Genomic DNA, 12,773 nt, shown 5'->3' with positions numbered 1-12,773 from the left:
CGTCTACGCAAATCGGCTAATGAGATACGGTCTGCACGGCATGTTGCAAGGAACAAGCACCGGCAGCCCTCTGTTCACCGATTGTCCTCCGGGAGGTCTTACGCTCGGCCATCATAAGGAAGCTTGCAGCCAGGGCTTCCCTCTCTGAGTACGTGGAGTCGAACGACTTCATCCCTTCAGCGGATCAAAGTTTTTCAGGGTTGTATTAGAGATGATTGTAAACGGCTCTACCGGCAAAGTCAAGCTTTTCCCTTACCAAGTTTCCGCCCATTTTTGCAGCTCGTCCATAACCGGTTCGAGGCCCTTGCCTTTCTCGGTCAGTTCGTATTCGATCCGTACAGGCGTCTCCGGGTAAACGTGCCGGATCAGAATGCCCGCCGCCTCCAGCTCTTTGAAGCGTTCGGACAGCATTCTGTCGCTCATGCTCGGAATCATATCGGATATATCTTTAAAACGCTTGGGACCGCTCAAAAGGACCCGGATGATCAAGCCTGTCCAACGTTTTCCAAGCAGTTCAAACGCATTCTCGAATTTGGGACATAAATGAAAATCTGCCATGCGACATCATCTCCTTAGTTACATCTTACCATAGTGACTTGTCAAAAGTAAGTCTATTCAGCTAATATCCCGCCGATGGCCCGGTTTATGTCTTCACCTGCGCATGCGCCTACGGGCTGTCATTTCTTTAAACCTTTTTCGGGCATTTGAAAAATGCGGGTTCTACTCTAGCGCCTCCCTCATAGAATAGGATCATAGAGTTCAGAATCATAGAGCCGAACAGACAGGAGGTTGGCTATGCTTCCCCGGTTTTTCACCCGAATAGACAAGCTGCTTGCGATTTACGGCGCCGTTGCGGCCGCCAGTTTTGCCGTCACCCTGCTCTTCGCCCATCAGTCCGGAGAAAAAGGCCCGCCCCCTCCTGCTTACGCCTATGCGCAAATAACGGCGCCCAACGGGGTCGAGCTGCATGTGGCGAAAACCAAACCCGAACGGATCGCGCTCAAAGCCGTAAAAGGCAACATCATGGAGCTGTCGGAGTTCGGGATCAACGGCGGCTTTTTCTGGCAGGGCAACCTGCTCAGCATCGCCGTTATGAACGACCAGCCGGTCAAGGGGGCGCAGGGCGAATACGGATCGGGCTGGTTCAATACCGGCCATAAGCGGGGAACCCTCGTCTGGGACGGCGCGGCCCGGCAGTTTACGGTCCAGCAGGCGTCCGACGCGGCCGAGCTGAAGGTAGCGGACCGCAGCCGCTACTGGGCTCAGGGCGGGATCTCCATGAGCCTGCAAAACGAAGCCGACTGGCGCAAGCTCGCCAAGGAGGAGAACATGCCGGCCCTGAACGAAGCCCGCATGCGGACCGGCATCGTGTACGACAAAAGCAACGCCGTCTGGCTCGTCGTAACGCCGACGCCGTGCACCGGCGAGCAGTTTCGCTCCGCAATCGCGGGATCGCTGGGCAGAAGCGGACTCGTAGACGGCGTATTCCTGGACGGAAACGGCTCCTCCCAGCTCAAAGTGGCGCAGGCTTCCCTGCCGGGCGACAAGAGGCAAATCTATCAGATGATTGCCCTGCATTGACAATCCGTTTCTCCGGGAAATTCGGCCGTAAAAAGAAAAGAGCCTGCAGCACAAAGCTGCAGACTGTCCATGGATATCTATATCGTAAAGGGGGTCGATATTTAGTATAGGGCGCGAACATTAATCCCAGATGAAAATCAAGTTACAATTTCGTTACAATCTCGGACAATCTTATGACGCCGCAGGTTTTGCGCCTTTGCTTTCGGCGTATTTATGCAGATCCATGATCAGCATAAAGGTATCGCCGTTCGTCAGGTTCTCCTTGTCCTTGATTGTCGCGAGCGACGATTCCTGCACGATTCCGCGCTTGGAAAGCTCGGCTAGAGCGGCATCCTTCGAGACCGCGATGCCCAGTCCCTGCGTCATCGTATAGGCAGCTTGATCCAGTGTCAGCGCGGACTTCTTGCGAGCTTCCTCGTCGATTCCTTTCAGCGAACCGCTCGGGTCGCCGCCGTAAGCCGACGGAATGATTTTCTTCATCCGGGTGATATAGTTCACCATGCGCTGCGGGTTTGACACTTTGTCCAGCTCAAACTCGTTCTTGTAGCCGCCGCCTACGAGAGACATGGACACGGCTGCTTTGAGACCTTCATACTGCTTGTGGGTCATAAACGGCTGCGGCTTCATGCTGTAAGGCTTAAGATCCACACCCTGTTTGTTCAGCATGTCCTGGAGCTTCGCAATATTCTCCTTCGAAGCGGCAAGCTCGCGGAAACTCAGCCCCGCATCTTTGGCGAGTTTGGCTGCGGCGCCTGCGGCTTGACCCTCGGCCATGCCGACCGGGATGACCCGGGCGCTGCCGTGCGGAAGCGTGTCATAGGAAGCCGCCCGCCCGATGACGAGCAGCCCGTCCACCTTCTTGGGCACGATGCTCCGGAAAGGAATCGCGTACTGTTCCGGCTGCGTGACGACCATTCCGGTGTCGGTCGGAGCCAGACGCTGAATATCGACCGGATATGAGCCGAACGCGATCCGATCCCACTGGTCGCGGTTTTCCAGCAGGTCGATAATATTCAGGCGGTATTCCCCTTGAATATGGCGCGTCTCCCTAACGTACAGCTCCGGAGCTGTCCCCGCCAGTTCGACACCCGCGAATTCGGGGTAGTTCTTTTTCAGGAAAGCGACCACGTTCGGAATTTCCTTCTTCGCGATTTCAAACGCCTCGGCGCGCGACTTCGCGTCCAGACCGTCGATATTGAAAATCTGCAAAGCGTTGATCAGCACCATGTCGCCGTCTTGGCGGCCGATATTCAGACCGCGCATCTTCACGCGTTCCGGGTTAAGCGCCGGGTAGTTGTAAAGCTCTTTGTAGCCCCAGGCGCTGACTTCGTTGGCATCGGACATCGGATCGTCGTCCGTTTTCAAATGCTTGCTGATCTGGGACCAGACTTCAGGCGTCACATTTTTCAGCTTGAATACAAGCGTGACCGCCATTTTGGCGTTTTTGTTGCCCAGGTCTTCCAAGCCATACGTAAAAGGAACGCCGGAAGCGGCGGCGATATCGCCGTCCTGTGTCGCATCGATCACGGCATTCGCGCGGATTTCCTGCTTCGTTCCGTCTTCTTTTGTAAGGGTGATGCCTTCTACGCGGGTTTGCTGTCCCTGATTGGACAAGAGCGGCTCGATGGATTTAAGTTTAAGCATAAGATCGATATTCTTTTCGCCGCGCACCATGTCGTAGAATGCGTTCGCCGCCGTGTTGATGCTGAAGGAATCGCCTTCGATTTTACTGTACCATTCGGAAAAAAGGCCTTTGTTCAGCACGTCGTGCGGATTGAGCACGGACGGATTCGGCACATAGTTCATGTCGATGCTGTTCAGCCAGCCGAGTGTCATCAGGCCGCCGAGAATTTCCCGGCCGTGCCCGTCCACCAGCAGAGTCTTCTGCCCGTTGCGGGCGGCGGACACCGCTGCCGTTACCCCCTCGGGGTCCGTTCCGACGACGATTACATCGTACTGCTTCTCCAGATTCGCCGCCGATTTCACTTCGGACAGCGTATGCTGAGCGATCGGTTTCGGTTTGTTGTGATGGCGGTACTGCCAGTAAAGTGCGGCTGCGGCTGCGATTACGGTCAGCACGATCAGCAGGCACATCCAGACGATCCAGGATTTTGATGCGGCATGCTTCGAATGGTTGCTCTTACTCTTTGTCATGGGGCACCTTCCTCATTGTATTCCAACTGCTTCTTTACTGCTTGCGTCCCGGCATACACCGAGGCGTACCGGATTGATCCGGCGCCTTCCGGTCTGCCGCACAAAGGCGATTACGGCCGGGACAGCGGAGAGTAGGGGAGTTGAACCCGTTATCCGCCTTGGAAGTTTTGTAGGGTCGTGAACTTATTGGAACGCCCGGAAAAGCGGGAAGCTCAAGCACCACTTCTTCTTATACGGGAATGAAGCCGATCGGTCTCCGTCAAACGGCAAATAGCTTCATTTCCTCCTAAAAATGACCATGACTAGTGTAACATATTTTGCAAGGGGGACAAAGGTTTAAAGCTGGCCCGCTCTTGCGTCTGCCTTCTCTGCGCAAAATGAAAACCGGCCTTCCGCTGGGAGGCCGGTCTCGTTAACGGGGCGGCATTTTGGCCGTCCGTTTGAATCTTCCTTGCACGGGGGCGATTTCCCCGCTCGCTTCCATCCCGGACTGCTCGGCTCCGGCTCGTATTCTTTCGGAGTAAGCGGAATGAGCGAGCTGGCTCTCGGGCTGGGTCATTTGCTTTTCTTTAAGGGATCGGCGCATGGTGTAGGAAAGCTCCTCTGTCTAATGGCGCCCCGGAGGAAGTTTCTTCTCCGAAGAGACGGCCCTCCGGCCGGCGGCTTCGACTTTTAGCCTGTCCAAAGAGCTAGCGCATTATGCCAGCCCTGCCCCCGCCCGATTAAGCTTTGCTTTCGAGAATAAGCGTGACCGGTCCCCAGTTGGTGAAGGCGACATCCATCATTTGTCCGAACGCCCCCGTTTCCACATGAAGGCCCTGTTCGCGGAGAAGGCCGTTGAACTTATCGTACAAAGCCTCTGCCTGCTCGGGCCGGGCCGCCCCCATAAAATTCGGCCTTCTGCCTTTCCGGCAGTCCCCGTACAGGGTAAACTGCGAAACGGAAAGCACGCTGCCGCCGATATCTTTCACGGAAAAGTTCATCTTCTCCTGTTCATCCTCGAAAATGCGCAAGCCCGCTATCTTATCCGCCAAATATTTGGCGTCTTCTTCCGTATCTTCATGGCCCACGCCTACCAGAAGCATCAAGCCCCTGTCGATGCGGCCGACGATTTCCCCGTTTACCGTAACCTGCGCTTCCTTGCTGCGCTGTACCACGACTTTCATCACTTCCACTCTCCCTGCCGAACGTGCTTACTGCATAATCCGCTGAACGGAATATACGTCCTCCACCCGCTTGATCTTCTCCACAACGGCATGTAGGTGCTCGATGTTGCGGATCAGGATGGTCATGTGAATCATGGCCATTTTGTTCTTGTCGGAACGGCCGGAAACCGCGGAAATCATCGTTTTGCTTTCCGAAACGACCTGAAGCACTTCGTTCAGCAAACCACGGCGGTCATGCCCCGTGATTTCGATTTCCACGTGGAAATTCGATTCCACGGAATCCGCCCACTCGACCTCGATGACGCGGTTGCCTTCCTCCGTGTTCTCTCCCGGAATGTTCGTACAGTCCGTCCGGTGAACCGACACCCCGCGGCCGCGCGTGATGTAGCCGATAATGTCGTCGCCCGGCACCGGGTTGCAGCATCTCGCGAAGCGGATCAGGAGGTTGTCCACTCCTTTTACCCTTACGCCGCTGACCGGTCTGCTTTTCTTCTCGGGTGGAGCCGCCTTGACTTCCTTGACCTCGTTGGTCAATTCCAGCGCCTGGGCTTCTTCCGCTTCCTTCTCTTTGCGGAGTTTCTCCGTAAGCTTCGTACAGATCTGAGCGGCGGTGATCCCCCCGAAACCGATAGCCGACATCATGTCCTCGATATCGTTAAAAGCGAATTTCTTCGCCGCTTCCATCAGCTTCTCGTCGGTCATAAGCGCCTGCGGATCGAAAGACAGCCGCTTCAGCTCGCGTTCGATGCCTTCGCGCCCTTTTGCCACGTTCTCCTCGCGCTTCTCTTTCTTGAACCACTGCTTGATTTTACTGCGCGCGTGCGAGGACTGGGCGATTTTTACCCAATCCTGACTAGGTCCGTAGGAATGCTTCGACGTCAAAATTTCGACGATATCGCCCGTTTTGAGCTTGTGGTCCAGCGGCACGATCCGGCCGTTGATTTTGGCTCCGATGGTGCGGTTGCCGACTTCGGTATGAATGCGGTACGCAAAATCAAGCGGGACCGCGCCCGCCGGAAGCTCGATAACCTCCCCTTTGGGAGTGAACACAAAAACAAGATCGGTAAAGAAATCCATCTTCATGGATTCCATAAATTCCGACGCGTTGTCTGTTTCTTTCTGCAGCTCGAGAATTTCACGGAACCACTGCATTTTGTCGCTGAACGTTCCCTCGGGGGAGCCGTTGCCTTCTTTGTAGGCCCAGTGGGCCGCGATTCCGTATTCGGCGGTTTGGTGCATCTCCCAAGTCCGGATCTGGACTTCGAGCGGCTCGCCCTTCGGGCCGATTACCGTCGTATGGAGCGACTGGTACATGTTCGGCTTCGGCATGGCGATATAGTCTTTAAAACGCCCCGGCATCGGCTTCCACAGCGTGTGGATAATCCCGAGCGCGGCGTAACAATCCTTAATATTGTCAACGATGACGCGCAGGGCCATCAGATCGTAGATCTCGTTAAACTGCTTGTTGCGCGAAGACATTTTTTTGTGAATGGAATAAATGTGCTTGGGCCTGCCGGAAATATCGCCTTCGATTCCCATTTCGCGGAGCTTGTCCTGGATATTCCGAATGACGTCCTCGATATACTTCTCCCGTTCCGTCCGCTTCTTCTGCATGAGATTGACGATCCGGTAATACTGCTGCGGGTTCAGATAACGGAGTGCGATATCTTCCATTTCCCATTTGATGGCGGAAATACCGAGCCGGTGGGCGATCGGACAGAAGATTTCGAGCGTCTCGTCGGCGATCCGCCGCTGGCTCTCCTCGGACTGGTACTTGAGGGTCCGCATATTATGCAGCCGATCGGCCAGTTTAATAAGAATGACGCGGATATCCTGCGCCATGGCTACGAACATTTTGCGGTAATTCTCATTCTGCTGCTCTTCTTTGGTTTTAAACTTGATCCGCTCCAGCTTGGTCAAACCGTCTACCAGCATGGCGCAGGTTCTGCCGAATTTATCTTGGACGGCCTCAAGCGAAACCGTAGTGTCTTCCACGACATCATGAAGCAGAGCCGCAATTATGGACGTCACGTCCATTTGCATGTCGACCAGAATGTCGGCAACGGCCAGAGGATGTAAAATATAAGGCTCTCCGGATTTGCGCACCTGCCCGTGATGGGCTTGTTCCGCGAACTCGTACGCCTCTTTGATTCGGTTGAGTTCTGTCTCTTTAAAGTACTGTGCCGCCTTTTCCAGCAACTGCTCTATTCCCATGAATAAACCCTTTCTACGAAACATGGATATTTCTATTCATTATGCCTAAATTGTGCGCCTTGCGTCAACTGTCAAGCCCGCTCAAAACAAGAAAATTCGGGAAATCACGACCTTTTTCCGCAAATTCTCCGTCCGGTCCGAAAAAAGCTATAGACGAATCCCGAAAATCTGCTACACTTGTCGATGGAACTCTAGCTATCATCGCTTAAACGCGATAAAGGAGGAAATGTTCGGACATGAGTAACCGTACCATCGGGGTTGAGGAACGGCCATCCCTGGGCAAAACCATTCCGCTGAGCCTGCAGCATTTGTTCGCCATGTTTGGCTCCACTGTTCTCGTTCCCGCGCTGTTTCAAGTAAACCCGGCCATCGTACTGCTGATGAACGGGATCGGGACCCTGCTCTACATCTTTCTGTGTAAAGGAAAAATTCCGGCTTATCTGGGCTCCAGCTTCGCCTTTATTTCGCCGGTGCTCGGCGTGCTCGCCACCAAGAGCTACAATTCAGCGCTCGGCGGCTTCATCATCGTCGGGATCGTCTTCGTTCTTGTCGCCCTCCTGGTCAAGCTAGTCGGGACGAAATGGATCGACGTCGTCTTCCCGCCGGCCGCCATGGGCGCCATCGTCGCCGTTATCGGGCTTGAGCTGGCACCGACAGCCGCAGGCATGGCCGGGTTTCTGCCGAAGGACGGCGCTCCCCTCGACGGCAAAGCGCTGCTCGTCTCCATCGTTACCCTGCTGATCGCCCTGCTGGGCAACGTCCTGTTCCGCGGCTTTATGAAAATCATTCCGATTCTCGTCTCGATCGTAATCGGATATATCTTAGCCGCCAAAGTCGGAATCGTCGACTTCGCGAAAGTTTGGGAAGCGAGCTGGTTCGCTCTGCCCCAGGTGTACACGCCGCAGTTCGACCTGACTTCCATCGTGCTCATCCTGCCTGCGGCCCTTGTCGTGATCGCCGAGCATATCGGCCATCTCGTCGTAACCGGCAACATCGTCGGCAAGGACTTGTCCAAGGACCCCGGACTGGACCGGTCGCTGCTCGGCAACGGGATCTCTACTATCCTGTCCGGTTTCGTAGGTTCTACACCGAATACGACCTATGGCGAAAACATCGGCGTACTTGCCCTGACCCGTGTATATTCTACTTGGGTCATCGGCGGCGCGGCCTGCTTTGCCATCGTGCTCTCCTTCTCCGGGAAGCTTGCCGCACTGATCATGACCATCCCGACTCCGGTGATGGGCGGCGTTTCGCTCCTGCTTTTCGGAGTTATCGGCGCATCCGGTATCCGGATGCTGGTCGAAAGCAAAGTCGATTATTCCAAGGCGACTAATCTGATTTTGACTTCCATCGTGCTTATTATCGGCCTCAGCGGCGCGGCCCTCAAAATCGGTTCCTTCGAGCTGAAAGGCATGGCTCTGGCGACCGTATCGGCTATCGTGCTCAGCCTTTTCTTCAAACTGGTTGAGGTGCTGAAGCTTTCGAATGATTAGGGCTGCTGCGTCGTTTAAGAAAAAAGTCATTTATAAAAAAGCCTGCTCTCCTTTGCGGAGAACAGGCTTTTTTTGTATCAGAACTTAACCTTAGTACTGGATCAAAGTGAAGACATCTTTGCCGGCAGGCAGCTGTTCGCGGCCGTTCAAATAAGTCAGCTCAATCAGGAATGCCGAACCCGCGACTTCTCCGCCCAGTTGTTCGATCAGATTGACGCAGGTTTTGATGGTCCCGCCGGTTGCAAGCAGATCATCGGCAATCAGCACGCGCTGGCCCGGTTTGATCGCATTGTCATGCACCGCCAGCTTGTCTTTGCCGTACTCCAGGGAGTAGTCCGCTTCAATGGTTTTGCCCGGCAGCTTGCCGCTCTTGCGGATCGGCACGAAACCTACTCCGAGCGCATAGGCAAGAGGAGCGCCCACGACGAACCCGCGTGCTTCCGGACCCGCGATCAGGTCGATTTCTTTGTCTTTAACGAAACGGGCGATCTCGTCGATCGCTTCTTTGTATACAGCCCCATTTTGCAGCAGGGTCGTAATGTCTTTAAAACGGATGCCCGGCTGCGGGAAATCTTCGATGACGCGGATGTACTCTTTGAAATTCATGGGGATTCCTCCATTTATGTGGGTTGCGCGGATGACAGCTGCTGCGGTGAACGGCAGCCTGCAATCCAGTCGCTTAATTCTTTGGCGGACGTATACACGCAGACGCGGTCGACTTCCGCGCGCGACAGACGTTCCTGGTATTTTCTCGAGGTCGTCAGGTCACGCTTGGACGGAGCGGCTACCGGGCGGACGACGCCTCCGGCTTTCTCGATGAATCCCAGCTCCTCGAACACATCGAGGACGAAAGAGATCATCGCCGCCGATAAGCCTGACCGGCGGCTGAACGATTGCAGCAGGGCGGGATTGCGCAAATCCCACATGCCCTGCTGCCTGACGGACGCGTAGACCGCTTTGAACTGGTCACGCGTAGGCATCGCGCCGCCGTCCTGCGGCACGGGGTCGGCGAAGACGGCATAGCACCGGCGTATGCCGTCCGCCTGGGCGAGCGCCCGCTCCAGCTGCGCGAGCGAGCGGGGAGCCGTGCAGAGGACAATGTCGGTCATCTCCGGGAACTGAAGTTCCCGGGCCGCTTCATTGTCCGCTGTCAGGCTCCCGTCCGGCAGGCACCGCCACACGGGGCCTGCCGGACGCCCGCCGGCGCCGGGCGCCCGGTCCTCTTCGCCGAAGAGGACAAGGGCCGGCGGCCGGGCGGAGCCGCGCCCCGGAAGGGCGGCGAGCCGCTCGCCGAGCGCGGCCAGGTCTTCGCCGACGCGCGCGGCGGGTTTGCCTCTCCAGTCGAAGACCTGGAGAGCCGGGATGCGCAAGTCCTGCAGCATGAGCTGCGGCTTGCGCACGCCGTTCCACTCATTGACGGAGAGCTCTCCGACAATGTCAACGGGCGCCTGCGGCGTCATCAGGCTGCCAAGCCAGCCCTTGCCGAAGCCCACGGCCTCGACTCCGGCCGCGATCTCGGCGGCGGCATCCGTGAGAACCAGCTTGAGATGCTGGCGCTCACGGCCCATCAGCTTGATTTCATCGAGACGGAGGCCGCTGAACAAAATCTTCGGCGCCGGATTGCCTACTCCGAACGGCGCCAGCTTCTCCAGCTCCTCGATGCATTCGAGGGGCACCTCGCTAAGGCTGCATTCCGCATCGACGGCAAGCAGCGGGATAAAATCTTCCGCGCTGAGCCATTCTCCGGCCAGAACATTCAGTCTCCGTTCAAACTCGGCGATGTTCTCCCTGCGCAGCGACATGCCGGCTGCAGCCTGGTGCCCGCCGTAATGATCCAGGAGATCGGCGCAGTGCGTCAGCGCCTGATACATATCGAAACCCGCGATGGAACGGGCGGAACCTTTGGCCATGCCCGTATCGGGATCTATGCTGAGCACGATGGTCGGCCGGTAATAAGTGTCGACCAGTCGCGAAGCAACGATACCGACGACGCCGACATTCCATTTTTCGCCGGATACAACGAGAAAGTTTTTGGGCGTTTCTCCCCGCTTCAAAGCCCCGTCCTGTTCTTCTTGCACGGCGGCCTTAGCCAGTCCCGTCAGCTCGTCTACAATGAACTGGCGTTCTTTGTTCAACAGATCGAGCTCTTCCGCGATTGATACCGCTTCGGCTTCGTCTTCCGTCACCAGAAGCTTGAGTGCCGTCGAGGCATGCTCCAGCCTGCCGCTGGCATTGATCCGGGGCGCGAGGCTGAATCCGATGTGCGTGGCATTCACTGCGCTCCGGTCGACACCCGAGACGTCCATCAAGGCACGCAGTCCGGGATAAGCCGACTTTCTCATTCTTTCCAGTCCGAGCTTAACGATAAGCCGGTTCTCGTCATGCAGCGGCATTAAATCCGCTACGGTGCCGATTGCGGCAATCTCCAGCAGTTCTTCGGGCAGACGTCCCAGCAGTCCCTGGGCCAGCTTTAAAGCGACCCCAACACCTGCAAGCCCCTTAAACGGATAGGGGCAGGTTTCTTTCTTGGGATTGATCAGGGCAAGCGGCTGAGGCAGCGTACCGGGCGGTTCATGATGGTCCGTCACGATGACGTCCATGCCAAGCCCCTGAATATAAGCGACTTCCTCTACCGCACTTACACCGGTATCGACCGTGATAATCAGAGATACTCCTTGCTCTTTGGCGAGATCAACGGCCCCTTTATTCAAACCGTAGCCTTCTTTGACTCGATGCGGAATGTAGGTGTCGAAATTGGCGCCCAAACCTCGGAGCAGGTGAGCCATAAGCGCCGTCGAGCTGACCCCGTCCGCATCGTAGTCGCCGTAGACACGAATTTTTTCTCCGCTGCCGAGGGCTGATCGGATCCGGCTGACCGCCGTTTCCATGTCTTCCATCAGGAAAGGATCGTGAAAATGACCGCTTCCTCCGCTGAGAAACTGTTCGGCTTCGGGAACGCTGCTAACTCCGCGCAGCACAAGCAGCCTGGCAAGCAGCGGATCGATCCCGAGAGCATCGCAAAGCTGCCCGGCAACGGCCTCGTCTCCAGCGCCCAACCGCCATCTTGCTTTGGATTCCAGCACGTTGTTCCTCCTAAACTTGCATAATCATTTCTTTGCTCATTCGTTAATGAAGCATCTGCTCGCTGTCATTTGCAGCGGCATCAATACCATGTTTGTAAGGATAACCCGAATCGTAAGGGAATACGTGAATCGTGACATCCGAAAGGTGTATAAATTTTTTCATGAGCTGGTACTTGACCGATCTTGCAATATCGTTGCCTTCCAGAACGGAAATGCGCGGATTCACGCTGATTCTGAGCTCCACAATGACATAATGCCCGTGTTCCCGGGCTCGGAGGTCTTCTACGGAAATGACGCCCTTTACGCCTTGTACGGCGTCGATCATATCCCGCGCATCTTCCTGATGCAGGGCACGGTCTATCGTTTTCTGCAGCGCGTCGGTAATAACCCCGTAGCTGTTTTTAACGATAAGAAGGGTAACGGCGACGGCCGCTGCCGGGTCCAGGTAGTACATAAACCCCCAACCCATTTTTTCACCGATCAGAGCGCCTCCTACCCCGGCCAGCGCCATAATCGAGGAATACACGCCGGAACGGTGTTCCCAGGTGCCGGTCACAAGATCGCGTGAGCCGAGCTTTTTCCCGACCCAGTAATTGTACCGGAACATGACTTCTTTGCAAACAAGGGAAGCGATAACGGCAATAAGCGCGTAGCTCTCGGGCGCGTTATGTACGCCGGAAACCATATCCTTCACCGCGTTCATACTGATTTCCACGGAAATGATCGTCATAATGACCGCAATTAGAATTGCGGCTATGGATTCCGCTTTGTCACGACCGTAGGAGCGGCCATGGTCGACGGGAGTTCCCGGCGCTTTCAGACTCCGCAGCGAAGCGAATGAACCCGCTGTATCCGAAGCGGAATGCACGGCGTCCGCCAAGAGGCTCCGGCTTCCCGCCATCACGCCGACCACACCTTTAAGAACCGTAAGACCGATGTTGCCACCTATTCCAATCCACGCGGCGACTTCGGCTTTCTGAAATCGTTCGTCTGACATGTCGACTCTCCTAATGAATAGTTTGCTGGGTGACGCTTCTATCTCATGTCAAGGAAAAGCCGCGGGAACAAGGATTCACGCGGCA

10 protein-coding genes are annotated in these 12,773 nt (G+C 55.9%); 2 read left to right on the top strand and 8 right to left on the bottom strand.

Translation table 11 applies throughout. The features are described 5' to 3' along the window. Positions 1 to 252: 252 nt before the first annotated feature. Complete coding sequence (locus ABH899_RS00725) at positions 253 to 558, bottom strand: winged helix-turn-helix transcriptional regulator (protein ID WP_009674280.1); 306 nt, start codon at positions 556 to 558, stop codon at positions 253 to 255. A 237-nt stretch (positions 559 to 795) separates the two neighbouring features. On the opposite strand from ABH899_RS00725, the gene ABH899_RS00720 reads away from it, so the two are divergent. Then, positions 796 to 1,581: a phosphodiester glycosidase family protein gene (locus tag ABH899_RS00720; protein ID WP_369993144.1), complete on the top strand. Its 786-nt coding sequence runs from the start codon at positions 796 to 798 to the stop codon at positions 1,579 to 1,581. Positions 1,582 to 1,752: 171 nt separating this feature from the next. Here the strand turns inward: ABH899_RS00720 and ABH899_RS00715 are convergent, their stop codons facing one another. The 4 genes from ABH899_RS00715 to ABH899_RS00700 all read right to left on the bottom strand — a co-directional run bounded on the left by ABH899_RS00715 (position 1,753) and on the right by ABH899_RS00700 (position 7,115). Then, positions 1,753 to 3,735 carry an FAD-dependent oxidoreductase gene (locus ABH899_RS00715; protein ID WP_369993143.1) on the bottom strand — a complete coding sequence of 661 codons (1,983 nt, stop codon included), beginning with the start codon at positions 3,733 to 3,735 and terminating at the stop codon, positions 1,753 to 1,755. Between the two features lie 412 nt (positions 3,736 to 4,147). Further along, positions 4,148 to 4,321: a hypothetical protein gene (locus ABH899_RS00710; RefSeq protein ID WP_317952866.1), complete on the bottom strand. Its 174-nt coding sequence runs from the start codon at positions 4,319 to 4,321 to the stop codon at positions 4,148 to 4,150. Between the two features lie 136 nt (positions 4,322 to 4,457). After that, complete coding sequence (gene dtd, locus ABH899_RS00705; RefSeq protein WP_042230397.1) at positions 4,458 to 4,901, bottom strand: D-aminoacyl-tRNA deacylase; 444 nt, start codon at positions 4,899 to 4,901, stop codon at positions 4,458 to 4,460. A gap of 27 nt (positions 4,902 to 4,928) precedes the next feature. After that, entirely contained in the window at positions 4,929 to 7,115 is a 2,187-nt protein-coding gene (locus ABH899_RS00700; RefSeq protein ID WP_369993139.1) for a RelA/SpoT family protein, read from the bottom strand. A gap of 236 nt (positions 7,116 to 7,351) precedes the next feature. Here ABH899_RS00700 and uraA point away from each other — a divergent pair, with 236 nt between their 5' ends. Next, positions 7,352 to 8,608: a uracil permease gene (uraA, locus tag ABH899_RS00695; RefSeq protein ID WP_369993137.1), complete on the top strand. Its 1,257-nt coding sequence runs from the start codon at positions 7,352 to 7,354 to the stop codon at positions 8,606 to 8,608. A 90-nt stretch (positions 8,609 to 8,698) separates the two neighbouring features. Here uraA and ABH899_RS00690 read toward each other — a convergent pair whose 3' ends face one another. Genes ABH899_RS00690 through ABH899_RS00680 form a run of 3 tightly spaced genes read right to left on the bottom strand, consistent with a single transcriptional unit; the run spans position 8,699 to position 12,688 of the window. Continuing rightward, entirely contained in the window at positions 8,699 to 9,214 is a 516-nt protein-coding gene (locus tag ABH899_RS00690; protein WP_009671930.1) for an adenine phosphoribosyltransferase, read from the bottom strand. A gap of 14 nt (positions 9,215 to 9,228) precedes the next feature. After that, entirely contained in the window at positions 9,229 to 11,691 is a 2,463-nt protein-coding gene (gene recJ / locus ABH899_RS00685) for a single-stranded-DNA-specific exonuclease RecJ (protein WP_369993134.1), read from the bottom strand. A gap of 43 nt (positions 11,692 to 11,734) precedes the next feature. After that, on the bottom strand, positions 11,735 to 12,688 hold the full coding sequence (locus tag ABH899_RS00680) for a cation diffusion facilitator family transporter (protein WP_369993132.1): 954 nt from the start codon (positions 12,686 to 12,688) through the stop codon (positions 11,735 to 11,737). Positions 12,689 to 12,773 lie beyond the last annotated feature (85 nt).

This window comes from Paenibacillus sp. RC84, assembly GCF_041260495.1.
Lineage (GTDB): Bacteria > Bacillota > Bacilli > Paenibacillales > NBRC-103111 > Paenibacillus_F.
This window is presented reverse-complemented; position numbering and strand designations above follow the sequence as displayed.